This window comes from Syntrophales bacterium (assembly GCA_035363115.1).
In the GTDB taxonomy this organism is placed as follows: domain Bacteria; phylum Desulfobacterota; class Syntrophia; order Syntrophales; family PHBD01; genus PHBD01.
This window is the reverse complement of the sequence record DAOSEM010000001.1, coordinates 274461-299071: the sequence shown is the minus strand read 5'-3', so window position 1 is coordinate 299071 and position 24611 is coordinate 274461. Positions and strand designations below refer to the sequence as shown.

20 protein-coding genes are annotated in these 24611 nt (G+C 64.7%); 18 read left to right on the top strand and 2 right to left on the bottom strand.

The features are described from left to right. Nucleotides 1–7 precede the first annotated feature (7 nt). The 7 genes from lepB to PLO63_01255 all read left to right on the top strand — a co-directional run bounded on the left by lepB (nucleotide 8) and on the right by PLO63_01255 (nucleotide 8796). Nucleotides 8–619 carry a signal peptidase I gene (gene lepB / locus PLO63_01285; GenBank protein HOI72753.1) on the top strand — a complete coding sequence of 204 codons (612 nt, stop codon included), beginning with the start codon at nucleotides 8–10 and terminating at the stop codon, nucleotides 617–619. 141 nt (nucleotides 620–760) lie between these two features. Then, nucleotides 761–2077, top strand: a complete 1317-nt coding sequence (locus PLO63_01280) for a TolC family protein (protein HOI72752.1) — start codon at nucleotides 761–763, stop codon at nucleotides 2075–2077. Beyond that, nucleotides 2074–3186 carry an efflux RND transporter periplasmic adaptor subunit gene (locus PLO63_01275; protein ID HOI72751.1) on the top strand — a complete coding sequence of 371 codons (1113 nt, stop codon included), beginning with the start codon at nucleotides 2074–2076 and terminating at the stop codon, nucleotides 3184–3186. The genes PLO63_01280 and PLO63_01275 overlap by 4 nt, the downstream gene beginning before the upstream one ends. A gap of 10 nt (nucleotides 3187–3196) precedes the next feature. Continuing rightward, a complete protein-coding gene (locus PLO63_01270) occupies nucleotides 3197–6325 on the top strand; it encodes an efflux RND transporter permease subunit (protein HOI72750.1) in 3129 nt (1042 codons plus the stop codon). 97 nt (nucleotides 6326–6422) lie between these two features. Further along, the gene (locus PLO63_01265) at nucleotides 6423–7088 is read left to right on the top strand and encodes a methyltransferase domain-containing protein (protein HOI72749.1); all 666 of its coding nucleotides are present in this window, start codon (nucleotides 6423–6425) and stop codon (nucleotides 7086–7088) included. Next, on the top strand, nucleotides 7085–7780 hold the full coding sequence (gene rpiA, locus PLO63_01260; GenBank protein ID HOI72748.1) for a ribose-5-phosphate isomerase RpiA: 696 nt from the start codon (nucleotides 7085–7087) through the stop codon (nucleotides 7778–7780). Before PLO63_01265 ends, rpiA begins: the two co-directional genes overlap by 4 nt. Before the next feature lie 47 nt (nucleotides 7781–7827). Beyond that, nucleotides 7828–8796: a DUF523 and DUF1722 domain-containing protein gene (locus PLO63_01255; GenBank protein ID HOI72747.1), complete on the top strand. Its 969-nt coding sequence runs from the start codon at nucleotides 7828–7830 to the stop codon at nucleotides 8794–8796. 662 nt (nucleotides 8797–9458) lie between these two features. Here PLO63_01255 and PLO63_01250 read toward each other — a convergent pair. Both PLO63_01250 and trkA read right to left on the bottom strand, forming a co-directional pair. Beyond that, nucleotides 9459–10907, bottom strand: coding sequence for a TrkH family potassium uptake protein (locus PLO63_01250; protein ID HOI72746.1), 1449 nt, complete (start codon nucleotides 10905–10907; stop codon nucleotides 9459–9461). Further along, complete coding sequence (gene trkA / locus PLO63_01245; protein HOI72745.1) at nucleotides 10904–12265, bottom strand: Trk system potassium transporter TrkA; 1362 nt, start codon at nucleotides 12263–12265, stop codon at nucleotides 10904–10906. Before trkA ends, PLO63_01250 begins: the two co-directional genes overlap by 4 nt. 285 nt (nucleotides 12266–12550) lie before the next feature. On the opposite strand from trkA, the gene pyrR reads away from it, so the two are divergent. The 11 genes from pyrR (at nucleotide 12551) to PLO63_01190 (ending at nucleotide 24611) form a co-directional block, all read left to right on the top strand. After that, on the top strand, nucleotides 12551–13093 hold the full coding sequence (pyrR, locus tag PLO63_01240; protein ID HOI72744.1) for a bifunctional pyr operon transcriptional regulator/uracil phosphoribosyltransferase PyrR: 543 nt from the start codon (nucleotides 12551–12553) through the stop codon (nucleotides 13091–13093). A 46-nt stretch (nucleotides 13094–13139) separates the two neighbouring features. Then, on the top strand, nucleotides 13140–14063 hold the full coding sequence (locus PLO63_01235) for an aspartate carbamoyltransferase catalytic subunit (GenBank protein ID HOI72743.1): 924 nt from the start codon (nucleotides 13140–13142) through the stop codon (nucleotides 14061–14063). Further along, nucleotides 14060–15373 (top strand): dihydroorotase, encoded by a 1314-nt coding sequence (locus tag PLO63_01230; GenBank protein HOI72742.1) that lies wholly within the window; start codon nucleotides 14060–14062, stop codon nucleotides 15371–15373. The genes PLO63_01235 and PLO63_01230 overlap by 4 nt, the downstream gene beginning before the upstream one ends. Then, a complete protein-coding gene (gene recO, locus PLO63_01225; GenBank protein ID HOI72741.1) occupies nucleotides 15351–16124 on the top strand; it encodes a DNA repair protein RecO in 774 nt (257 codons plus the stop codon). The genes PLO63_01230 and recO overlap by 23 nt, the downstream gene beginning before the upstream one ends. Before the next feature lie 2 nt (nucleotides 16125–16126). Continuing rightward, nucleotides 16127–17971: an excinuclease ABC subunit UvrC gene (uvrC, locus tag PLO63_01220; GenBank protein HOI72740.1), complete on the top strand. Its 1845-nt coding sequence runs from the start codon at nucleotides 16127–16129 to the stop codon at nucleotides 17969–17971. Then, nucleotides 17968–18531, top strand: a complete 564-nt coding sequence (locus tag PLO63_01215) for a manganese efflux pump MntP family protein (protein HOI72739.1) — start codon at nucleotides 17968–17970, stop codon at nucleotides 18529–18531. Before uvrC ends, PLO63_01215 begins: the two co-directional genes overlap by 4 nt. A 17-nt stretch (nucleotides 18532–18548) precedes the next feature. After that, complete coding sequence (locus PLO63_01210; GenBank protein HOI72738.1) at nucleotides 18549–19133, top strand: methylated-DNA--[protein]-cysteine S-methyltransferase; 585 nt, start codon at nucleotides 18549–18551, stop codon at nucleotides 19131–19133. Nucleotides 19134–19225: 92 nt separating this feature from the next. Next, on the top strand, nucleotides 19226–20251 hold the full coding sequence (locus PLO63_01205) for a tetratricopeptide repeat protein (protein ID HOI72737.1): 1026 nt from the start codon (nucleotides 19226–19228) through the stop codon (nucleotides 20249–20251). 39 nt (nucleotides 20252–20290) lie between these two features. Continuing rightward, nucleotides 20291–22510: an AMP-binding protein gene (locus PLO63_01200; protein HOI72736.1), complete on the top strand. Its 2220-nt coding sequence runs from the start codon at nucleotides 20291–20293 to the stop codon at nucleotides 22508–22510. 148 nt (nucleotides 22511–22658) lie between these two features. Then, nucleotides 22659–23234 (top strand): TetR/AcrR family transcriptional regulator, encoded by a 576-nt coding sequence (locus tag PLO63_01195; GenBank protein HOI72735.1) that lies wholly within the window; start codon nucleotides 22659–22661, stop codon nucleotides 23232–23234. Between the two features lie 162 nt (nucleotides 23235–23396). Further along, nucleotides 23397–24611, top strand: a complete 1215-nt coding sequence (locus tag PLO63_01190; GenBank protein HOI72734.1) for an efflux RND transporter periplasmic adaptor subunit — start codon at nucleotides 23397–23399, stop codon at nucleotides 24609–24611.

Below are 24611 nucleotides of genomic sequence, written 5' to 3'. Positions count from 1 at the left end.
GGAAGCCATGTCGAAACCAAAGTCCAAGACCCAGGAGTACGTCGAGGCGATCATCATCGCCATTCTGATCGCCCTGTTCATCCGCACCTTCCTCGTGCAGGCCTTCAAGATCCCCTCGGGATCCATGAAGCCGACCCTGCTGATCGGGGACCACATCCTGGTGAACAAGTTCATTTACGGGGTCAAGATCCCCTTCGTCCGCAATACCCTGATTCCCATCAAGGATCCGAAGCGGGGTGACATTGTCGTCTTCATCTACCCGGAAGACCGCTCCAAGGATTTCATCAAGCGGGTCATCGCCGTCGGGGGGGACACCGTCGAAATCAGGAACAAGCAGATCTTTCTGAACGGCAATCCCCAGAACGACGGCCACGGGGTCCACGTGGACGAGGTCATCTTCCCGGCCTCCCTGCAGCCGCGTGACAACTTCGGCCCCGTTACCGTTCCCAGGGACACGATCTTCGTGATGGGAGACAATCGCGACCAGAGCTACGACAGCCGGTTCTGGGGCTTCGTCGACCTCAAGGACGTCATGGGCAAGGCCTTTGTCATCTACTGGTCCTGGAACCGCGACGACACATGGGTCCGCTGGGACCGGCTGGGCATGCTTCTGCAGTGAACCTCCGGCGGGAGAGAGACCGGGAATCCGCTCACCCTTCCATGGGTCTCCTTGATCACGGGACGAAACTTGTGTATGGTGGCGCATATCCGCCGCCTCCGGCCACTCCCTGCGGCGGAAGGAAAAGACACGGAGCGATCCATGGGTCTCAGAAATCTCCGGCTCACCCTGTTCCCGATCGCCCTTTTCCTTCTTTTCACGACCGTATCGGCCCGGGCGGAGGTGCCGGCCATCCGGGAAGGCGAGACCCTCTCCCTTTCCCGCTGCATCGAGATTGCCCTGAAGCGGCATCCGGCCCTGGCGGCCTATGCGTATGAAGCGGAGGCCCGGGAGGCCCAGGCGGCCCAGGCGAGGAAGGACTACTTCCCCAAGATCGACGTCACCGGCGGCTACACGCGCTACACCCCCGACGACCGGAACGCCGCCGACAACTACTCCCTGATTCCCCTGGAATCGTACAGCTACTACAGCGCCTCCGCCACCCTCACCCAGAACATCTACGATTTCGGAAAACGGGAAGCGACCATCCGGATGAGGGATCTGTCCCGGGACGCCTCCCTGCACGACCTGGAAAACCAGCGGCTGGCCCTGGTCCACTCCGTCCGAGAGGCCTATTACGAGCTCCTCCGGACCTCCCGCAACCGGGAGGTGCAGACGGAGAAGGCCGGCAAGTTCGAGGCGCATCTCCGGCAGGCAAAGCTCTTCTTCGAGGCCGGGACCAAGTCCCGCTACGACGTGACCAAGGCGGAAGTGGACCTGAGCAACGCCCGGCTGGAGCTGACCTCCGCCGAAAACGAAGAGATGCTGGCCCGGGTGAGCATGAACCAGGTCATGGGCATCCCCTCTCCCCCGTCCTACCGGATCGAGGACAACCTGGCGTTCCAGCGCTACCCGGTCGTCCTTGACGAAGCGACGGCCCAGGCCCTGGAGTCCCGGTCGGACCTGAAATCCCTGGCGGCACAGCTCGAAGCGGCGGAGCGGGAAATCGACCTGGCCCGGAAGGAGTATCTCCCCAGCCTCAGCGGCAAGGCCGGCTACTCGTATGACGGGAGCGAAAGGCCCCTCTCCCGGGGCTGGAATGCCGGTGTGACCGTGTCGGTCAATTTCTTCGAGGGCATGGCCACGCAAAACCGCATCCGGGAGGCCCTGGCGAAGCGGAACAAGCTCCAGGCCCAGCTGGATTCCAAGCGGCTCGATGTCCGCACGGAGATCCAGAAGGCCTGCCTGAACCTGCTGAAGGCGGAAAGAAGCATCTCTGACGCAGCCCTGGCCGTCCGGCAGGCGGAGGAAAACCTGGAAATCGTAACGCTCAAGTACTCGGCGGGGCTGAGCACGCCGGTGGAGGTCACAGACGCCACGGTGGGCTTCAGCGATGCGAAACTGAAACATATCCAGGCCCTCTACGACTACCGGAAGGCCCAGTCCGCCATCGAAAAGGCCACGGGGAAGAAGATATGAAAAGAGGCGTTCTCCTCGGGATGGTATTGCTGCTGGCTGTCGGTTTCTCGGCAGCCGGATGCGGAAAGAAGGAAGCGCAGCATGCGTCGGCGGCGGTGCCCATCACAGCCGGCGAGGCGGTCCGGAAGGACATGCCCGTCCAGATCCAGGCCGTGGGCCTCGTGGAGGCGTACCGCACCGTGACGGTGGTTCCCCAGGTGACCGGGAAGATCGCGGCCGTTCATTTCCGGGAGGGCCAGGAGGTCCGGAAGGGGGATCTCCTGTTCAGCCTGGACCCCGCCCCGTTTCGCGAGGAGCTTCGCCAGGCGGAGGCCCGGCTGGCCAAGGAGGAGGCCCAGTTCGACCACGACCGGGCGGAGGCCCGGCGCTATGCCTTCCTCCTGGAGAAGGGAGCCGTCTCCCGGTCCGAATACGACCGGTACCGGACAACCGAGACCACCCAGTCTCAGACCGTCCGGGACAACCGCGCCGCCGCCGAGAAAGCGCGGCTCAACCTCCAGTACTGCTCCATCACAGCCCCCATCGCGGGCAAGACGGGAACGTACGGCGTCAATCCCGGGGCCGTCGTCTCGGCCAACTCCGGGACCCTCACCACGGTGAACCAGATCCGCCCCGTCTACGTCCGCTTCTCCATCCCGGAGAACCGGCTGGCCGACGTCCGCCGCCAGATGCGGCAGTCGTCCCTGAAGGTGACGGCCACGCTGCCCGGAAAGGAAAAGGACGCCCGGGAGGGGGTCCTCGTCTTTGTCGACAATGCCGTCGATCCCGACTCCGGTATGATCCGCCTCAAGGCGGAATTCCCCAATCCGGACGGCTTCCTGTGGCCCGGGCAGTTCGCCAGCGCGGCCCTGGAACTCACGATCCAGAAGAGCGCCCTGGTGGTGCCGTCGCCGGCCGTCCAGAGAAGCCAGGAGGGCCATTACGTATTCGTCATCCGGAAGGATGGGACGGTGACCCAGCGTCCCGTGACGGTGGACCGCGTCGCGGGGCCCGACACGGTCCTGGCGAAGGGGGTGGAGCCCGGGGAGACACTCGTGACGGACGGCCACCTGAAACTCCGGGAGGGCTTCCCCGTGGAGGTCAAGAAGGCGGCAGCCGGAAAGCCCTGAAGGCAGGACGATGAACCTCTCCGCGATCTGGATCCGCCGGCCCGTCATGACCATCCTGGTCATGGTGAGCATCCTCTTCTTCGGGATCCACAGCTACCGGCAGCTTCCCGTCAACAACCTGCCCAACGTCGATTTCCCGACCATCCAGGTCTATGCCAGCCTCACCGGAGCCAGTCCCGAGGTCATGGCATCCACCGTGGCCACGCCGCTGGAGAAGGAGTTCACGAAGATCGCCGGCCTCCAGTCCATGTCCTCGACGAACCGGACGGGCAGCACGACCATCACCCTCCAGTTCTCCCTGGAGCGCAACATCGACGCCGCGGCCCAGGACGTGAACACGGCCATCGCCGCCGCCCGCTACCTCCTGCCGAACGACATGCCCTCGCCCCCGTCGTACTCCAAGACGAATCCGGCCGACCAGCCCATCATGTACTTCGTCATGACCTCCAAAACCATGCCGATGACGGACGTCCAGGACCTGGCGGAGGATTTCGTCAGCGGCTCCCTGTCCACCGTGGACGGCGTGGCGCAGGTCAAGGTCATGGGGGCCCAGAAGAAGGCCGTCCGGGTCCGGGTGGATCCGCGGAAGATGGCCGCCCGGGGCATCGGCCTGAACGAGGTGAGCGACGCCATCAAGCAGGGGAACGTCAGCCGGCCCGGCGGGACCCTTGACGGATCCTTCCAGTCCTATACGATGGAATCGACCGGCCAGCTCCCCGACGCCCGGGCCTACAACCGCCTGGTCGTGTCCAGCAAGAACGGCATCCCCATCCGGATCGAGGACATCGGCCGCGCAGAAGATGCCATCGAATACGAGAAGACGAAGCTCTGGTTCCTGACAAAGGACACGGAGTACAATGCCATCATCCTGGCCGTGAGCAAGCAGCCCGGCCAGAACACGGTCCGAATCGCCACGGACATGAAGGAGAAGATCCCGCAGCTCCAGAAGATGATCCCCGAGGCCGTCGAGTTCATGCTCCTGTACAACCAGGCGGACTACATCCGGGAATCCATCGAGGACGTCCAGTTCACCCTCCTCCTGACCATCTTCCTCGTCGTCGCGGTGATCTTCCTGTTTCTCGGGTCCCTCCTGCCCACGATCATCCCGGGTATCGCCGTTCCCCTTTCCCTGGTGGCCACCTTCGCCGTCATGGACCTCCTGGGGTTCAGCCTCAACAACCTGTCCCTCATGGCCCTGACCCTGTCCGTCGGATTCGTTGTCGATGACGCCGTCGTCATGATGGAGAACATCGTCCGGAAGATCGAGGAGGGGGAGGACGCGATGCAGGCGGCCTTTACGGGCTCCCGGGAGATCGGCTTCACGATCCTCTCGATGACCATCTCGCTCGTGGTCGTTTTCATCCCGATTCTCTTCATGGGCGGGATCATCGGCCGCCTGTTCCGGGAATTCGCCGTCAGCATCGGCGTCGCCATTCTCGTCTCCGGATTCATCTCCCTGACCCTGACCCCGATGCTATGCAGCCGCCTCCTCAACCGCTATCACGACGGCAGGCGGCGGCGCTTCCAGGAGTGGACGGAGCAATTCTTCCGGCGGGCCGCCGATTTCTACGGCCGGACCCTCTGGGTCCCCCTCAACCATCCGGTGGCGACGCTCGGCCTGACCGGGGTGATCCTCCTCCTGTCGTTCTTCCTGTTCGTCTGGATTCCCAAGGGCTTCGTCCCCTCCCAGGACCAGGACTATTTCCTCGTCTTCACGAAGGCCGCCGACCGGTCCTCCTTTGACTACATGGTGGAGCACCAGGGCGAGGTAAACCGGATCATTCAGGCCCACCCGGACCTGCGGGGGCTTCTGTCCGTCGCCGGCAGTGAGGAGGGGTCAAACTCCGGTTTCGCCCTCGTCACCCTGAAACCGGGCTCGGAGCGGAAGAAAAGCGTGACCGACATCATCAATGAGCTTCGGCCGAAGCTGAACGACATCCCCGGCATGGTCGCCTTCCCCTTCAACCCGCCGCCCATTCCAATCGGAGGAAGGTCCACCACCGCAGCCTGGCAGTACACGCTGCAGAGCAACTCCCTGGAGGATCTCTACCGGGCGGCCCTGGCCCTCGAAGAGAAGATGGCAGGCCTTCCGTCGCTCGTGGACGTGAACTCGGACCTCAACATCCAGAGTCCCCGCATCCGCATCGTCATCGACCGGGACAAGGCGTCGTCCCTGGGCCTCACGGCCTCCCAGATCCAGGACGGCCTGTACACGTCCTTCGGGTCCCGGCAGGTTTCCACCATCTACAGCACAAGCAACGAGTACAACGTGATCCTGGAGCTGGATCCGGCGTTCCGGGAAGACCCGTCCTCCCTCTCCATGATCTACATCAAGTCCTCCCGCGACAAGCTCGTCCCGCTGACAGCCTTCTCAAGCATCGAGGAAAAGCTGGTCCCCCTGTCGGTCAGCCACTCGGGACAGCTTCCTTCGGCGACGATCTCCTTCAATCTCAAGCAGGGCTTCTCCATCGACCAGGCCATGGCCCAGATCCGGGATGTCTCCGCCCGGGTGCTGCCCCAGACCGTGACGGCCCAGTTCGAGGGGGCCTCGCAGGAATTCCAGAAATCCTTCGGAAACCTGGGCTTCCTCCTCTTCGTCACCATTTTCATCATCTATGTCGTCCTGGGGATTCTCTACGAGAGCTTCATCCACCCCGTCACCATCCTCTCGGCCCTTCCGCTGGCGGCCTTCGGGGCCCTCGTCTCCCTCATCCTGTTCCGCCTGAATCTGGACCTCTACGCCTTCGTGGGGATCATCATGCTCGTGGGCCTGGTGAAGAAGAACGGCATCATGATGGTCGACTTCGCCGTCGTGGCGGAGGAAGAGGAGAAGCTGGACGCCCGGAGCGCCATCCACAAGGCCTGCGTGATCCGCTTCCGCCCCATCATGATGACCACGATGGCGGCCCTGTTCGGGACCCTGCCCATCGCGCTGGGCATCGGCGCCGGGGGCGACGCCCGGATGTCCATGGGCGTGGCCGTCGTCGGGGGCCTCCTGTTCTCCCAGATGCTGACCCTCTACGTGACTCCCGTCTTCTACGTCTGCTTCGACCGCCTGGGGCGGAGGCTGAAGCGTGGGAAGGGCCGGGCTGTGGAAGACGGCGGCTCGCCGGCCTCCGAAGGCCCCACACCGGCCTGAAGGCGGCGGAAGCGCCGAGGTCCTTTTCTCGGCGCAAAAAGTGTGCAATAGTATTTCATCCCTCAAGCAACCCTCACTCGAAAGCCAGGAGTATTCCGTGACCGGATCCGACGGAGCGCAGCGGCGCGATTTCGACCACGCGGCCACGTCCTGGGACGAAAAGCCGGAGCGGGTCCGTCTCGCCGGGGACGTGGCCGACGCGATTGTGCGCGAGATCCCGCTGGACCGACGGATGGACTGCCTCGATCTCGGCTGCGGGACGGGCCTGCTCACGCTCCTCCTGGCACCGAAGGTCGGAACACTGACCGCCGCGGACGGGTCCCGCGGCATGCTGGAGGTTCTGAACGGAAAGATCGAGCGGATGGGCTGGACCGGTGTGAAGACCCTGCAGGTTGACATCGATGCCGGTCCACTCCCCGCCGGCCCGTACCACCTGGTCGCGAGCAGCATGACCCTTCACCACATCCGGGACATCCCCGCGCTCCTCCGGCGGGTTTTCGCGGTCCTCCATCCCGGCGGGCGGATCGCCCTGGCGGACCTCGACGCGGAAAAGGGACGCTTCCACCATGACAACCGGGGCGTTTTCCATTTCGGATTCGACCGCTCTTCGCTGGCCGGGGATGCCGCCGCGGCGGGATTCGAATCCGTCGGGACCACAACGGCGGCCCGAATCCTGAAAGAGGGGAAAAGGGGCGGTATCCGGGAGTTTACGGTCTTCCTCTTGACCGCCAGAAAACCGGGGAACAGGGAGGGAACACCATGACGACAGACACCGCGGAGTGGAAAAGACAGGCCACGGCGTTCGCCGTGGAATTCGTTGAATCCGGGATGGTGGTGGGGCTCGGACACGGCAGCACGGCCATCCACGCCGTGAAGCTGATCGCGGAGCGCATGAAGGACGGCCGGCTCCGGGACATCACGGGCATCCCCTGCTCTTTCCAGGCGGAGGAGGAGGCCCTCCGGTACGGCATCCCGGTGACGACCCTGGATGCCCGGCCTTCCATCGACCTGACCATCGACGGGGCCGACGAGGTGGACCCGGGCCTGAATCTCATCAAGGGAGGAGGGGGCGCCCTTCTCCGGGAAAAGATCGTCGCCCAGGCCAGCCGGCGGGTCGTCATCGTCGTGGACGAGTCGAAACTCTCTCCCCGGCTGGGAACCAAGCGGAACGTCCCGGTGGAGGTGATCCCCTTCGGCTGGCGGTCCCAACTGGCTTTCCTGGAATCCCTGGGTGCGAAGGTATCCCACCGGCGCAACGCCGACAAGAGCCTCTTCAAAACCGACCAGGGCAACCTGATCATGGACTGCCGTTTCGGCCCCATCATGGCCCCCAGGGAGCTGGTCCGGGTCCTCGAGTCGCGGGCCGGAATCGTGGAGCACGGGCTGTTCCTGGACGCCGTCTCGGAAGTAGTCGTGGCGGGCGCAACGGGCGTCCGGCACCTGAAAAAAGCCTGACGGGCGCAGCCAGGGAGGCGGACATTCCGGAGCGGGAGGGGGATCGCATGGGAAATCAAGATTCTACGGGCAGGATCCGTCTCGGCATCAGCGCCTGTCTCCTGGGAGAAAACGTCCGCTACGACGGCGGCCACAAGCTGGACCGCTACCTGCGGGACACCCTCGGAGCCCATGTGGAGTACGTTCCCGTCTGTCCCGAGGTGGAGTGCGGGCTGGGGGTTCCCCGGGAGTCGATGCACCTGGAGGGCGACACGGCGAGGCCCCGCCTGGTCACCACGCGCTCCAGGCAGGATCTCACCGGACGCATGGAGGCCTGGGCCGGCCGCCGCGTGGCCGAGCTGGAGAAGGAAGGGCTCTGCGGCTTCGTCTTCAAGAGCAGGTCCCCTTCCAGCGGCATGGAGCGGGTGAACGTCTTCCAGGAAGGGGGCGGCCAGGCAGTCAAAAAGGGCTCCGGCATCTTTGCCCGGATCTTCATGGAGCGCTTTCCCCTCCTGCCGGTGGAGGAAGAGGGGCGACTCCAGGACCCGGTCCTCCGGGAGAACTTCATCGAGCGGATCTTCGCCTGCCGGCGCTGGCGCGAAATGATCGCGGCGGGCCGAAAGCCCTCGCGCCTGGTGAGGTTTCACTCCATCCACAAGCTCTTCATCCTGGCCCACAGCGAAAAGCACTACCGTGAGATGGGAAAACTCGTGGCCCAGGCCGGAACAATCCCAGCGGGCGAGCTGTATACCCGGTACGAGGCGCTCATGGCGGAGGCCCTCCAGCTCAAGGCTACACCGGCCAAGAACGCCAATGTCCTCCAGCACATGGCGGGGTATTTCAAGCAACAGCTTTCCGCGAACGAGCGGCAGGAGCTGCAGGAGGTCATCACCGACTACCGCCGGGGCGATATCCCGCTGATCGTCCCGGTCACCCTGATCCGCCACTACGTCCGGAAGTTCGACGAGCCATACCTGAAAGACCAGGTTTATCTCAACCCACACCCTCAGGAGCTGAAGCTCCGCAACCACGCCTGAAACAACGACTCTCCTGTATCAGCCCCCACGGCCGGCAGATTCATCCGGGGCGCGGGGGCTGCCACGGGGATTCCCGCCGTCGCGGAAGCGTTTCCTGTTTCCGGTGCCGGCAAATCGGATCTCCCTGCCCTGGAAACGCTTCCTGATTGCTCCTCTGGGAACCCCCGGTCGCGCCCCCGCGAAATTACGACGGGAAAAAGCTTCCGTTTGAACAGGGAGGGGGCATCCCTTGCGTTCAGAAGCGTATGGGACAGATTTCAAATCTGCTCCCTTTGCATCTTTTCGCTCCGCTGCAAAGTCATAACTCGCACCGGACGGTGTTCAAACACAGGACTTTGCGGGCGCTGCGCTGCGACGGCAGGGTGCCCCGAAAAAGCCGCTATTCGCGCTCCGGGAAGCCCCCCTCCCCGGACCGACCATTACGAGAAAATATAGGGGAAGTGTCCCTATTTACCCATTTACCAGCCGACGTCCGCGGGGGCGCGACCGGGGGTTCCCAGAGGAGCAATTGGAACATCCCTGCCGGAAGCCTGTAGCGGGCTGTTCAAAAATACCCGGATGCAAGGCCCCCGAAATCCTGAGCCATGAGTCGTACCCTTTTCGGTACGTCGAATGGCGAAGGAGGAGGGAAACGCCGCAGACGGCTGTTTTTCAGCAGCCCGTCAGTCCTTCCAGAAGCGGGGCATCAGGAATACCAATACCGTATAAATCTCCAGCCTCCCCAGGAGCATGCAGGCGATGAGCACCCACTTTCCCGCCGCCGGCAGGCCGCCGAAATTATCCATCGGCCCGACGGCGCCCAACCCGGGCCCCACGTTTCCCAGGCAGGAGGCCACGGAAGAGACGGAGGTCAGAAAATCGACTCCCAGGGCGCTCATGACAAGCGTCGCCAGGACGAAGATGCCCATGAAGAGGATAAAAAATCCCCAGACGCTGCGGAGGACGGACTGGGAGACGGGGACATTCCCGAGTTTCACGATGGTCATGGCGTGGGGATGGATTACGCGGACGATCTCGAGGTAGGCGTGCTTGGCAAGCAGGAGCAGGCGGAGCGTCTTGATGCCGCCGCCGGTGGATCCGGCCATACTGCCGAGGAACATGCACAGGAGCAGCACGATCTGGGAAAAGGCGGGCCACTGCTCGAAGTCCGCCGTGGTATAGCCGGTTGTCGTCAGGATCGAGGCCACCTGGAAGGAGGCGTAACGGAGGGCCTGCGTCGCCGACGGGCAGGTCCGGCCGAAAAGGTCCACCGCCACCAGGAGCGTCAGGACTCCGAAAATGAGGAGATAGACCCGGATCTCCGGATCTTTCCGGACAGAACGGAAATCTCCCCGGAGCAGCCGGTAATGCAGGGCGAAGTTCATCCCCGCCAGGACCATGAACACGGTCACCACGACCTCGATATAGACGCTGTTATAGGCGGCGATGCTTGCATTCTTCGTGGAAAAGCCGCCCGTGGGCATCGTCGTGAAGGCGTGGCAGACGGCGTCGAAGAGGGACATGCCGCCGAAGAGGAGCAGGATAATCTGCATCAGCGTCAGCAGGACGTATACTTTCCACAGGACCCTGGCCGTGTCGGAGATCCGCGGCGTCAGCTTGTCCACGACGGGGCTGGGCGTCTCCGCCTTGTAGAGCTGCATCCCCCCGATCCCCAGGAAGGGAAGGATCGCGATGGACAGGACGATGATCCCCATGCCCCCGAGCCACTGGGTGAGGCTCCGCCAGAAGAGGACGCCCCTCGGCAGAACTTCGACGTTGCTGAAAATGCTGGAGCCCGTGGTGGTGAAACCGGAGATGCACTCGAAGTAGGCGTCCGTGAAATCCGGGATGGTCCCCGTCAGGAGATAGGGCAGGGTCGCCACCAGGCCGGCCAGCACCCACCCTCCCGTCACAATGGCGACTCCGTCCCGGTGGCTCAGGTACCGGTCGGCGGGCCGGCCCGAGGCGGCCCGCATGGCCAGGCCCAGGCATCCGGTGAGGATCGCAGCGAGAAACAGCTGCCGGGCGCACGGCTCCCCGTACCAGAGGGAGACCAGGACGGGCAGGACCATAAAGAGGCCCAGGTCGAGGACGAGGATGGAAAGCAGGTAGGCTATGAGCCGCCCGTTCATTCAAAATACTCCAGCTTCACCGTCAGGAGCTTTTCCAGCCGGGCGACGACGTCCTGCATGGCGAAGATGATGAGCCGGTCCTTCGGTTTGACGACGGTATCACCCCGGGGGATGATGATCTCCTCCCCCCGCACGATGGCCCCGAGGATCGCCCCCTTGGGGAACTTGACCCGAGAGAGGGGGGCGCGGACGATCTCGGAGGTCTCCAGGGCCTCCGCCTCGATGGCCTCGGCCTGCTCCTCCCGAAGGGGGGTCACCGACAGGATCCGCCCCCGGCGGATGTACTGGAGAATCGCCCGAACCGCCGCCATCCGCGGATTCAGGACCGTGTCGAGCCCCATGGCGGAGACCACGGGCATGTAGCTGAGCTTGCTCACCCGGGTGATCGTGCGGCGGGCGCCCAATCCCTTGGCGAGGAGGGAGATGAAGACGTTGCTCTCCTCGTCGCCCGTGAGGGCGATGAACAGGTCCGAGGCACCGGCGTTTTCCTCGCGGAGCAGGTCGCGGTCCGTCCCGTCGCCGCGGATGACCAGGACCTTGTCCAGGGTCGCCGCCATTTTCTTGCAGCGGTCCCCGTCATGGTCCAGGATCCGGACGTTGAGGCCACGGCCGTCGAGGGCCCGGGCCACGGCGTACCCCGTCTCGCCGCCACCGACGATGAAGATGTTCTTCACGGGCCCCCCCTTCAGGTTGAGCCGTTCGAGGGTGTCGTCGAGGTGATCCGCCCGGACCGCCATGTAGACCAGGTCGTGGGGCTGGATCGTGTCTCCGCCGCTGGGGATCAGGATCCGGTGCCCCCGGACGATGGCCGCCACCAGGGCTCTTCCCTCGAATCCACGGAGCGCGCTCAGCTTCTGCCCCGAAAAGGGCAGGTCGTCCGTCACGAAAAATCCGATCAGCTTGACCTTGCCGCCGACGAAATCGACCGCTTCGGAGGCCCCGGGAATCTTCATGAGGTTCAGGATCGTCTCCACCATCATGATCCGGGGGCTGATGATCAGGTCGACTCCGAGAAGCTCCTTCTGGAAGAGATCCGTCTCGCGGAGGTACTCCTCGTTTTTCACCCGGGCGACCTTGAGCATGTGGCGATTGAGGCTCCGGGCCAGGAGGCAGGAGATCAGGTTCACCTCGTCGCTGTCCGTCGCTGCAACCAGCATGTCCGCATCCGCGATCCCGGAATCCCGGAGAACCTGCGGGCTGGTGCCGGAACCCTGGTAGGACTGGACATCCAGGTTCTCGCCGATCCGCCGGATCTTGCCCGGATCCTTGTCGATGAGCACCACGTCCTGCTTCTCTTCCGACAGTTTCTTCGCGATGTGGTAGCCGACCTCGCCGGCCCCGACGATGATGATCTTCACGTTCGGTCCCACCCCTCCCCGGCGCTTTTTCGGGTGTCCTTATACCACAGTTCCACGAAATAAGAAGCGCCGACCGACCGCAGCAGGGAAGCGGGCAGTTTGTCCTTGACAGGCCGCGGCCCGCTGGACTAACGTACCCTCTCGAAAAGGACCGGTCCTTTTAACTTGATCCGGCGAGATTGAAAAAGGAACGCCATGAAAAAACCGCTCCGCAGAGACAGAATGACGTGACACCTTCCCAATGCCCGGGAAGGTTTTTTTTTGCCAAGGGGGGCAGCCCATCGCATGGAAAAGAAAAAAGTGGTCATGGATGCGGAAGGCATCGACCGTTCCCTCACGCGGATCGCCTATGAGATTCTCGAGAAGAACAAGGGAATCGAAGACCTGGTCCTGATCGGCATCCGGACGGGCGGAATCTATCTCGCCCAGCGGCTGCAGATCAAGATCGAGCAGATTGAAAAGGCCCGCGTGCCCATGGGGATCGTCGACATCACCCTGTACCGGGACGACCTTCAGACTTCCAAACGGAAGCCCCAACTGGGCAAGACGGACATCCCCTTCTCCCTGGACGGCCGCAAGGTCGTCCTGGTGGACGACGTCCTGTTCACCGGGCGGACGATCCGGGCGGCCATGGACGCCCTGATCGACTTCGGACGGCCGAAGCTCATCCAACTGGCCGTCCTGATCGACCGGGGGCACCGGGAGCTCCCCATCCGGGCCGATTTCGTCGGCAAGAACCTTCCCTCCTCCCTCTGGGAGGATGTGAGCGTGCACCTGACGGAAAAGAACGGCGTCGACGAAGTCGTCATCGAGCCCGGCCAGGAATGAACAGGAAACCGGCCGACGGACCGGACAGACCAGACGAGGTCCATTTATGATCCTGCAGAAGAAAGATATCCTGGGAATCAAGGACCTGTCGGTTGAGGAAATCGGTATCATCCTCGACACGGCGGAGTCCTTCGTGGAGGTATCCTCCCGGGAGATCAAGAAGGTGCCGACCCTGCGCGGCAAGACGATCATCAACCTCTTCTACGAGGCCAGTACGCGCACCCGGACCTCCTTTGAGATCGCCGGGAAGCGGCTGAGCGCCGACACCATCAACATCTCCGCCTCCACCAGCAGCGTCGTGAAAGGGGAAACCCTGATCGACACGGCCAGAACCCTGGAGGCCATGAATCCCGATGTGATCGTCATCCGCCACAGCGCCTCCGGGGCGCCCCACATGCTGGCCCGGATGGTCCGGCAGTCCATTATCAACGCCGGCGACGGAGCCAACGAGCACCCGACCCAGGCCCTGCTCGACCTCATGACGATCCGCCTGAAGAAAGGCGGCGTGGCGGGCCTGAAGGTGGCCATCGTCGGGGACATCGCCCACAGCCGGGTGGCCCGCTCCAACATCTACGGCCTCCACAAGATGGGGGCGCAGGTAATCGTGGCGGGCCCCGCCACGATGATGCCCCGGGACATCGAAGGCCTGGGCGTGGAAGTCCGGACGTCCCTCGAGGAGGCCGTCTCGGGAGCGGACGTGATCATGATGCTTCGCATCCAGGCGGAGCGGCAGCAGCAGAACTTCTTCCCCTCGCTCCGGGAGTACGCCCGGCGCTACTGCCTGAGCCGGCGTCATCTCGACCTGGCCGGGCCGGACGTCCTGGTCATGCACCCCGGACCCATCAACCGGGGGGTGGAGATCGCCCCGGAGATCGCCGACGGCCCGTCGTCGGTGATCCTGGAACAGGTAACCAACGGGGTGGCCGTGCGGATGGCCCTCCTCTACCTCCTGACAGGGGGAAAACAATGACCCTTCTTCTCAAAAACGGGCGGCTCGTCGATCCCTCCCAGGACATCGACGGCCCCATGGATATCCTGATCCGGAACGGCAAGGTGGCCCGGATCGCCCGGAACATCCCCTCCCCGGCCGGCAAGGGGAAAAAGACCGACAATGGCACGTCCATTCTGGACATGAAGGGGCTCGTGGTGGTTCCGGGACTCATCGACATGCACGTCCACCTCCGGGAACCCGGCTTCGAGTACAAGGAAACGATCGCCACGGGCTGCGAGGCCGCCGTAGCAGGAGGCTTCACCGCCGTGGCCTGCATGGCCAACACCGATCCCGTCAACGACAACCGTTCCGTGACGGAGTTCATCCTCCGGGAGGCCGCGGCCAGCGGGAAGGCCCGGGTCTACCCGGTGGCGTCGATCACCCGGAACCTCGAGGGAAAGATCCTCTCGGAATTCTGGGACCTGAAGGAGGCCGGCGCAGCGGCCTTCTCCGACGACGGCCGCCCCGTCACGAACGGCTCCGTCATGCGACGCGCCCTGGAATACGCCCATTCCCTGGACATGCCCGTTCTGTCCCACAGCGAGGACCCGACCCTGTCGGCGGGCGGCCTGATGAACGAGAGCCTGGTCTCGACGGAACTCGGTCTCCGGGGCATTCCCTCGGCGGCCGAGGAGGCCATGATCGCCCGGGACATCCTGCTGGCGGAGTACACCCGCACGTCCATCCACATCTGCCACGTCACGACCGCCGGATCCGTCCGCCTCCTCCGCGAGGCCAGGGCGCGGGGCGTCGCCGTGACAGCGGAGACGGCCCCCCATTACTTTACCCTGTCCGATGAAGCCCTCCGGGACTACGACACGAACCTGAAGGTCAACCCGCCGCTCCGCTCCGCCGCCGACGTGGAGGCGATCCGCGAGGCCCTGCGGGACGGGACCATCGACGCCGTGGCCAGCGACCACGCCCCCCACGCCCTGACCGACAAGGCCGTCGAGTTCGATGTCGCCGCCTTCGGGATGGTGGGCCTCGAGACGTCCCTGGGCCTGACCCTGAAGCTGGTCCACAAGGGGATCCTCACGCTGCCGGAGATGGTCCTCCGGATGAGCCTCCGGCCGGCGCAGATCCTCCGCGTCCCCGGGGGCACCCTGAAGCCCGGCTCCGACGCGGACATCACCGTGCTGGACCTGAACCGCTTCTGGACGGTGGACAGCGGCTCTTTCCGCTCCCGGAGCCGGAACACGCCGTTCCAGGACATGCCCATGAAGGGCAGGGCGGTGATGACCATCGTGGGCGGCCAGGTCGTCTACCGTGAATCCGAGAACGCCTCTTAAGGCCGAGGCCTTCGTCCTGCGGACGCTGGATTACGGGGACTCGGACCGCATCGTCACCTTCCTGACGGACGAATTCGGCAAGGTCCGGGGAATCGCCAAGGGTGCCCGGAAAAGCCGGAAACGGTTCGCCAACGCCCTGGAGCCATTCTCGCGGGTCCGGATCCTCTTCTCCCGCCGCTCCCGGGACTCCCTCGCCCTGATCGAGGCGAGCGATCCCGTGGACCACCACGAAGCCCTCCGGGGAGACCTGGAGAAGACGCTCCTCGCCTCGTACGTCGTCGACCTGGCCGACCATTTCTCCGTGGAGGGGAAGAGAAACGACGCGCTCTTCGGGCTGGTCCGGGACTTTCTCCGCCTTCTCGACCGGGAGCCGGCCCTGACGGAAGACCACCTGCGGTTTTACGAGATCCGCCTGCTCAAGGCCTCCGGATTCGAGCCCGTCCTGGACCGCTGCACCGCCTGCCGGTGCGAGGCGGGCAGCGGGGCCTGGCGCTTCGATCCGCGGCAGGGCGGAATCCGCTGCGGCGCCTGCGGGACCGGAGATCCCGACGCCGTGGCCGTCACGGCGGGCACTCTGAAAACCCTTCTCCTGGGCAAGGACGTGGAGCTGGAGCGGATCGGACGGATCTCCTTCACCCGCCAGGCGGCGGAAGAAAGCCGGGTCTTGACGGCCTGCTTCATCCGGCACCTGCTCGGGCGGGAGATCAAGTCGCTCCAGGTCCTGCGCGCCGTGCGGCGCCTGGAGGGATAGCCGTGGACCGGGCCACCCTCGACGCCCTCGTGGACGGCGCCCCCCGGGGACCCGGCGTCTATCTCATGAAGGGACGGGACGGGGAGGTCCTCTACGTCGGCAAGGCCAGGGACATCCGGAGCCGTCTCAAGAGCTATGCCGGCGGTACGGACGGGCGGTTCATGATCCCCTTTCTCGTCGGCCGCCTTGAAGACGTGGAGTTCATCGTCACGGCCACGGAAAAGGAAGCCCTCCTCCTGGAGAACACCCTCATCAAGGAGCACCGTCCCCGCTACAACGTCGACTTCCGGGACGACAAGGCCTACTTCCACATCCGCATCGACACGCGGGACCCCTTCCCTCGCTACCAGTTCGTCCGGCGTCCACGGAAGGACGGCGCCCGCTATTTCGGCCCCTTCCCCTCCAGCACCTCGGCCCGGGAGACCCTCTCCTTCCTGCACGGCCTGTTCCCGCTCCGCACCTGCCGGGACGCGGACTTCCGCGGCCGCCGCCGTCCCTGCCTGGAGTACCAGATCCGGCGCTGCTCGGCCCCCTGCACGGGGCTCATCGAAGCGGGCCCCTACGCCGCGCTCGTCAGGGACAGCCTGGCCTTCCTGGAAGGGCGGGAGCGGGTCCTCCTGGCGGACCTGCGACGCCGAATGGAAAAGGCCGCGGAGAACCTCCTGTTCGAGGAAGCCGCCCGGCTCCGCGACCGCATCGGAGCAATCGAGCGCGTCCTGGAGAAGCAGTACGTCCTTTCCATGACGCACCGCGACCGGGACGTCTTCGGGATCCATGGGGAAGAAGGGCTGACGCAGGTCTGTCTTTTGTTCGTCCGCAAGGGAAAGGTCACGGGGCAGCTCCTGTTTCCCCCGATCCGCCTGGCCCTGGAGCGGGAGGAGATCCTTTCGGCCCTCCTGAAGCGCTACTATGACGGGGAGGTCCGCATTCCGCCGGAGATCCTCCTGCCCGTCGACATCCCGGACCGGGAGGTCGTGTCCGAGTGGCTGGGAGAGCGGAGGGGACGGGGGGTCACGATCTCCCTCCCGCAGAGGGGGGAGCCGAGGAAACTCGTGGAGATGGCCGGCCGGAACGCGGAAAACGCCCTCCGGGCGGCACGCTCCCCCGGGTCCGATCCACGGCGGGCCCTGGAGCTTGCAGCGGAGAAGCTGTCCCTGAAGAAAATTCCGGAGCGGATCGAGTGCTTCGACATCGCCAGCCTCGGGGCGGACGTCGCCGTCGGCTCCAAGGTCGCCTTCCGCGAGGGACGGCCCGATCGGGGGCGGTATCGGCGCTATCGGATTCGGACAGTGGAAGGCATCGACGACTACGGGATGATGTACGAGGTTCTCCGCCGGCGACTCTCGGGAAACGAGGAGCCGCCGAACCTGATCGTCGTGGACGGCGGGAAGGGGCACCTGCGGGTGGCCCTGTCGGCCCTCCGGGACACCGGTGTGAAGGACGTGGAGGTCGTCGCCCTGGCCAAGGAGTCCCGGGAGCACCCGGCCGGAAGGAAAGAATCCCGGGGAGACCGGGTCTTCCTCCCCGGACGAAAGGACCCCCTCGACCCGTCCCGCTGGCCGCCGCTCCTGTACCTGCTGCAGCAGGTCCGCGACGAAGCCCACCGCTTCGCCCAGGCCTACCTGCATCAGCGAAAGGCAAAAAAAGATCTTTCTTCCGTCCTGGAAGGCATCCCCGGTATCGGCCCGACCCGCTTAAAGGCCCTGCTTTCGACCCTGGGCTCCGCAGCGGCCGTCCGCACAGCCGATGTCCCGACCTTGCAAAAGGCCGGCGGGATTGGTAAAAAGACCGCTGAGAGGATCGCCGCCTTCTTCCGAAAACTGCCGGGCGGCCCGGCCGGTTCATGAGCTTTCTTTCCATCCTGATCATTGCCGTGGGGCTCGGCATGGACGCCTTCTCCGTGGCCATCGGCATCGGCGCCGTCCGGGGACGCGTCTCTCCGGGTCCCGTTCTCCGGCTTTCCGTCTCCTTCGGGGTCTTCCAGTTTTTCATGCCGATCCTCGGCTGGCTGGCGGGAAGAACCGTCGTCGAGCGCATCTCCGCGTACGACCACTGGGTGGCCTTCGGGCTTCTTCTCTTCGTGGGAGTCCGGATGATCCATGAATCCTTCGCCGGGGAAGGAAGGGATCGCACGGACCGGGAAGACCCGACGCGGGGCTGGACGCTCCTGATGCTCTCGGTGGCCACCAGCATCGACGCCCTGGCGGTGGGCATGACCTTGGCCCTGCTCAAGACGCCGATCCTGTACCCGAGCGCCGTCATCGGCGTTGTCGCCTTCGCCATGACCATGGCGGGCATGCTGGCCGGACGACGGCTGGCGTCCCTTTTCGGACGGAAGGTGGAACTGCTGGGCGGGCTGATCCTGATCGGCATCGGTGTCCAGATCCTCATCGAACACATGACATAACCGGACCGGGAGGGGTCATGAAAAACAAGGGAGAGCATCACGGGGAAACGGCACGGGATCTCCGCTTCCATCTGCTGCCGTCGGAATCGGGCATCACCGCGGTGGTCCGGGAGGCTGGTGGAGCCGGCCCCGTCATCCGCATCTACCTACCCGCCCCCCGCCGCGAGTTGACTCGCAGGATCGGCCTGGATTTTCCCGGAGCCCGCCCACGGAAGAGCGACGCGAACGGAGACATGGAAGAGAGCCTCCGCCGCCTCATCCGCGGAGAGGCCGCCCCCGTTCCTTTCGAAGAGATGGAGATGGAATCCCTGGCCCCTTTCCGGCGCCGGGTGCTTGTGGAAACGGGACGGATTCCCCGGGGAAAGGTGAGGACCTACGGCTCGCTGGCGGCCGCCGCCGGCCATGCGGGAGCGGCCCGGGCCGTCGGCTCCGTGATGGCCTCCAATCCCTTCCCCCTGGCGATCCCCTGCCACCGGGTCGTCCGGTCCGACGGCAGCCTGGGCGGATTCGGCGGCGGTCCGGACCTGAAGCGAACGCTGCTTGAGCGGGAGGGCATCCTGTTTGACGGTCGGGGGCGGGTCCGCCCCGAATTTCTCCTCTGAAACCGTTCCCGGGGGCGCAGCGTGACGCGGCTCCCGCAATTCCGGACGCGGGGGACGCATTCCCCCGGGTCAAGAGGAAGGAGGCACCGGTCATGAAAAAAATCCTGAGAAAAAAAGGACAGGGACCGTCCTACCCGGACATGCACTCCTCCCCGTCCCCGCCGCCGCCCCCTCCGAAGCCGCCGGCGTCCTACGAGCCGGTCAAACCCAAGGGCGGGGGGTGGAGGGCGCTGCCGTTCCTCCTCATCGTCGGGATCATCCTGGTCATCTCCGCAGCCTATGACTTTGTCCGCGAGTCGGATCCCTTCAAGCTCTGCGAGACCTACCTGAAGCAGAATCCGCAGATCCGCCAGGAGGTGGGGGAAGTACGGGAGGTGAAGCCCTGGTTCCCCGTCAGCATCAGCACCTCCGGGCAGTTCGGGCGGGCCTCCATGACGTTTCTCGTGGAAGGCACGACGAGGTCCACCAAGGCCCAGATGACCCTGTCGAAACAGCGCGGCACCTGGAAGATCCTGACGGCCGCCTACGAGGACCGCCAGGGAAGGATGCAGCCCCTCGTTCTGGAGACTCCGGGAGCGGCGCGTCCCGGCGAAACCCCCGTCACAAGCGACATCCCCGTCACCAGAAATACCCCCCTCCCAGGCGACACCCCCCTCATCGCCGTCCGACCCGCCGCTGCGGAGCCCATCCAGGAGGGCCTGCTGCACCTGAAGCAAAACAGGCTGGATAAGGCCGTGGCAGCCTTCAGCCGCGCCATCAAGGCGGATCCGACGAACGACAAGGCCCATTACCTGCGGGGACGGGCCCTGGCAAGACAGAATGAGGAGGCCCGTGCCCTGGTGGACCTGGACCGGGCAGTGACGCTGAATCCCCGGAATGCCGACGCATGGAACTGGATGGGATGGATCCACAGCCGCAGCAAGCGGAACGACGAGGCCATCGCCGCCCTCACCAAAGCCATCGAGCTTCGTCCCAACAACGGCTGGGCCTACTACAACCGGGGCAGCTGCTACTACCGGAAGGGGGATGTGCAGAAATCCCTGGAAGACGCCCGGACGGCCTGCACCCTGGGCGTCAAGGACGCCTGCAAGGTCTATGACCGGCTGAAAAAAACCTGATCGCCGCATGATCTGCAAGGACCGGAGGACTCAAGGGGCATGAACCTCGTCACGCTGGCCGACGACAACCTCGACCGCTTTGGTGAATACCCGTTTGTGATCTTCGAAGGGAAACCCTTCACCAACACGGAAATCCTCCGGGATGCCAACCGCCTGGCCTCCGGCCTGAAGACGCTCGGCATCGGCAGGGGCGACCGGGTGGCGGTGCTTCTCCCCAACAGCCCCGAGGTCATCGTCGGCTACCAGGGAATCCTGCGATGCGGCGCCGCCATCGTCCCGATCATCCCGTCGGTCGGAGCCGTGGAGCTCGGGCATATCCTGAACGACTGCGAAGCCAGGGCCCTCGTCACGGGCCCGGAGATTCTGCAGGCACACCGGGCGGTCCTCGCATCCGCCACATCCCTGAAACACCTCCTCGTCACGGGAGACACCCCTCCACCCGGAACGATCTCCTTCCGGTCCCTCACTGCGGCGGTCCCGGAAAACGTCGGCAAGACGGACCTCAGGGAGACGGACCTCGCCGTTATTCTCTACACGGCCGGAACGACCTGGAATCCCAAGGGCGTGATCCTGACCCACGCCAATCTCTACTCCAACGCGGTCAACGCCGCCCGGGCCCACGGGACGAAGGCCTCGGACGTCACGCTGGTGGCCCTGCCTCTCTCCCATTCCTTCGGCATCACCACCATGAACAAGGCCTATCAATACGGGAATCTTCACGTCCTGATGCGGCGCTTCCAGGCGGAGGAGGCCTTCGCCCTGATCGAGAGGCACCGGGTGACCGATTTCCCGGGTGTTCCGGCCATGTTCATGATGATGCTGGGAAGTCCGGTTGCGGGAAAATACGACCTCTCCTCGCTGAAGAAATGCCTCGCCGGCTCGGCGCCTTTTCCCCTTCCGGCGCTCCGGCGCTTCGAGGAAACGTTCCGCTGCACCGTCTATCCCGCCTACGGGCTCTCGGAGGCGTCGCCGGCGGTCAGCACCAATTACCAGGGCCGGCCCGTCAAGCCGGACTCCGTCGGCCAGCCGATTCCCTCCGTGAAGGTGCGGATCGTCGACGACCGGGATCAAGACGTCCCCGCTGGAGAGGTGGGAGAGCTGCTCGTTCGGGGCCCCAACGTTGCGGCGGGCTACCTGAATCTCCCCGAAGAGACCGCCCGGGCCTTCCGGGACGGCTGGCTGTACACGGGAGACATGGCCCGGATGGACGGGGACGGCTACCTGTACATCGTGGAGCGGAAGAAGGACCTGATCATCCGCGGGGGCTTCAACATCTATCCCCGCGACATCGAGGAGGTCCTCCACGGTCATCCGGCCGTCCGGGATGCCGTGGCCGTGGGCATGCCCGATCCGGTCGTCGGGGAAGAGGCCGTCGTCTACGTGGAGCTCCGGGAAGGCGAGTCCGCCACGGAGGAAAGCCTCCTCCGGCACTGCCGGGACCACCTCTCCCCGCACAAGCGGCCCCTCCGAGTAACCATCGTCGAGTGCCTGCCGCGCAATCCCATGGGTAAAATCCTGCGCCGGGAGCTGCGCCGCATGGCGGCGTCCGGGGAAGACTCCCCTGTCCGGAAGGGATCGGCGGCCGTCGGGACCGGAGGCCCGCCTCCCGGAGAAATCCGGACGTGCCGGGATTCGCGACCCAGGGAAAAACAAAGGAAGGACAAGGAGAAATATCCAATGAGGACGAATGAAACGGGAAAAAAGGTGCTGGTGCTTCTGGGCAGCCCCCGGAAGAAGGGAAACACGGCGATCCTCGCCGCCGAGATCGCCCGGGGGGCCGCGTCGAAGGGGGCGGAGGTGGAGACGGTGTACCTCCACGGTCAGAAAATTTCCCCCTGCCAGGGCTGCATGGCCTGCCAGAAGAAGAACGCAAAGCGCTGCGCCATCGACGACGACATGCAGGCGATCTACCCAAAGCTCCTGGCCGCCGATGCCTGGGTTATCGCCAGCCCCGTCTACTGGTTCACCATGACCGCCCAGACCAAGCTCTGGATGGACCGTTGCTTCGCCCTGCCCGCCTACGGGAAGGACCCCTTCCGGGGAAAGCGGATCGCCGTGGCCATGGCCTACGGGGGTGAAGATCCCTTCGATTCCGGAGCCGTCAACGCCCTGCGGGCATTCCAGGACGCCTACGCCTATGTGGAGGCGAATCTCGTCGGAATGGTCTATGGCAGCGCCATGGAGGCCGGGAAGATCCGTGCCGACGAAAAGGTGATGAAGGAGGCCCGGGCCCTGGGCATGAAACTGGCGGCACCGTAAAGAATCCCCGTCGCCGGAGAGGTCAAAAAATCTTCCGCGTGGAAGGGTCCTTTTCGAATCCCTGACAAAAAAACCTTGACTTTATAGCCATGCCCCTTTAAACGGAGCGAACGTTCATTCCGCACCACCGGCAAGGAGCACCCGGCGTTTGAAAGCACCCACCAAACGAGACGAAATTCTTGAAGCCGCCCTGGAGCTGATCGCCGAGCGCGGCTTCCACGGGGCGCCCATGGCCATGATCGCCGAAAAGGCGGGAGTGGGAGCGGGGACAATCTATCGCTATTTCGAGACGAAAGAAGCCCTGATCCGGCAGCTCTTCGAGGAGTTGAAAGCAAAGCTCATGGCTACCCTCCTGGCGGATCACCCGGCCGAAAGGCCCGCCCGGGAGCGTTTTTTTCATTTATGGAAAGCGCTGTTCCGGTACCTGATCGCCAACCCTCTCCATTTCCGGTACCTGGAGCAGTATCACAACTCCCCCTACGGTGTGGCCCAGCACCGTGACAGGCTCTTGAACAAGCCGGAAGAACAGGACCCCATCCGGGACCTTTTCGAGGAGGGGGTCGAGCAGCAGATCCTGAAGAATCTGCCCGTTCTGGTGATCTTTTCCTTGGCCTTCGGTCCCCTGTTCGGCCTGATCCAGGACCAGTTGAACGGGTTCATCGAAATGGATGACGACCTGACCGAAAGAATCGCGGAGGCATGCTGGGACGCGTTGAAGAGGTAACGAAAGCCGGGGCAGGCGGTGCGAAGATCTGTCCCTGGTTTTTATGCTGGAAAGAATGAACATTCATTCCGTGAATATGTCTCCGGAAGGTCTTTCAGCAATGCATTCCGTGCCCGGAAGCGGGCGGTGAGGGATTTGCGAGTAACGACATCGAGGTGTGGCATGCAGATTTTCAAAAGAGCCGGATACAAAGCCGTCGTGGGAATCTTCCTGGGGGTACTGATCGCCGCCGGATGCGGGCAGCAGACGGCGGGAGGGCCTCCGCAGGGCGGACCGCCCGAGGTAGCCGTCGTGACGATCCAGCCCCGGGTGGTGGCCACCACGACGGAACTGGCCGGCCGGACATCCGCCCATCAGATCGCCGAGGTGCGGCCCCAGGTGGGAGGCATCGTCCAGAAGCGGCTGTTCACGGAAGGTGCCGACGTCAAGGCGGGACAGGTTCTCTACCGGATCGACCCGGCGACGTATCAGGCCGCCTTCGACAACGCCCGGGCCGCCCTGGCCCGATCCGAGGCCAACCTGCCGGCGATTCGCTTACGGGCCGAACGCGTGAAGGAACTCCTGGCCGACAAGGCCGTCAGCCAGCAGGATTACGACGACGCCTCGGCCGCCCTGAAACAGGCGGAGGCGGACGTCCAGTACTGGAAAGCCACGGTCGAAAACGCCCGGATCAACCTGAAATACACCTCCGTCACGGCACCCATCTCGGGCCGCATCGGACGATCCAGCGTCACCGAGGGCGCCCTCGTCTCGGCCCAGCAGCCGGCGGCCCTGGCCACCATTCAGCGGCTGGATCCCATGTACGTGGATGTGCCCCAGTCGACAGCCGAACTCCTGCGGCTGCGGCGGAGCACCGAGGAGGGCCGCCTGGACCCGAACGGGGCCGGACAGAGAAAGGTGCGGCTCATCCTGGATGACGGCAGGCCCTATCCCCTGGAGGGAACCCTCCAGTTCCGGGACGTCACGGTCGATCCGACGACCGGCTCGGTCGTCCTGCGGGCGGTCTTTCCCAATCCGAAGGGGATCCTCCTGCCGGGCATGTACGTCCGGGCGGTGGTGCAGGAAGGCGTACGCAGGCAGGCCATCCTCGTCCCCCAGCAGGGAGTGTCACGGGATCCCAAGGGAAACCCGCTCGTCCTGGTCGTGGATAAGGAAGGGAAAGTCCAGCAGCGGATGATCACGACGGACCGCGCCATCGGCGACCAGTGGCTTGTCGCCTCCGGCCTGGCGGCGGGCGAGAAGGTCGTCGTCGAGGGCATGCAGAAGGCACGGCCCGGCGCCACCGTGAAGACGGTCCCCTTCGTCGCCGAGGACGAAAACAACGCCGGGAAGGCAAAAGACGCAGCCGCACCGACGGCGGACAAGAGCGGGCGGTGA

Bases quoted from the DNA above. Each gene is read 5' to 3' on its own strand.
- PLO63_01280 (HOI72752.1), top strand. From the start codon at position 761: ATGGGTCTCAGAAATCTCCGGCTCACCCTGTTCCCGATCGCCCTTTTC.
- lepB (HOI72753.1), top strand. From the start codon at position 8: ATGTCGAAACCAAAGTCCAAGACCCAGGAGTACGTCGAGGCGATCATC.
- PLO63_01270 (HOI72750.1), top strand. From the start codon at position 3,197: ATGAACCTCTCCGCGATCTGGATCCGCCGGCCCGTCATGACCATCCTG.
- PLO63_01230 (HOI72742.1), top strand. From the start codon at position 14,060: ATGACCCTTCTTCTCAAAAACGGGCGGCTCGTCGATCCCTCCCAGGAC.
- PLO63_01210 (HOI72738.1), top strand. From the start codon at position 18,549: ATGAAAAACAAGGGAGAGCATCACGGGGAAACGGCACGGGATCTCCGC.
- rpiA (HOI72748.1), top strand. From the start codon at position 7,085: ATGACGACAGACACCGCGGAGTGGAAAAGACAGGCCACGGCGTTCGCC.
- PLO63_01235 (HOI72743.1), top strand. From the start codon at position 13,140: ATGATCCTGCAGAAGAAAGATATCCTGGGAATCAAGGACCTGTCGGTT.
- PLO63_01190 (HOI72734.1), top strand. From the start codon at position 23,397: ATGCAGATTTTCAAAAGAGCCGGATACAAAGCCGTCGTGGGAATCTTC.
- PLO63_01255 (HOI72747.1), top strand. From the start codon at position 7,828: ATGGGAAATCAAGATTCTACGGGCAGGATCCGTCTCGGCATCAGCGCC.
- PLO63_01250 (HOI72746.1), bottom strand. From the start codon at position 10,907: ATGAACGGGCGGCTCATAGCCTACCTGCTTTCCATCCTCGTCCTCGAC.
- PLO63_01275 (HOI72751.1), top strand. From the start codon at position 2,074: ATGAAAAGAGGCGTTCTCCTCGGGATGGTATTGCTGCTGGCTGTCGGT.
- PLO63_01200 (HOI72736.1), top strand. From the start codon at position 20,291: ATGAACCTCGTCACGCTGGCCGACGACAACCTCGACCGCTTTGGTGAA.
- PLO63_01215 (HOI72739.1), top strand. From the start codon at position 17,968: ATGAGCTTTCTTTCCATCCTGATCATTGCCGTGGGGCTCGGCATGGAC.
- pyrR (HOI72744.1), top strand. From the start codon at position 12,551: ATGGAAAAGAAAAAAGTGGTCATGGATGCGGAAGGCATCGACCGTTCC.
- PLO63_01205 (HOI72737.1), top strand. From the start codon at position 19,226: ATGAAAAAAATCCTGAGAAAAAAAGGACAGGGACCGTCCTACCCGGAC.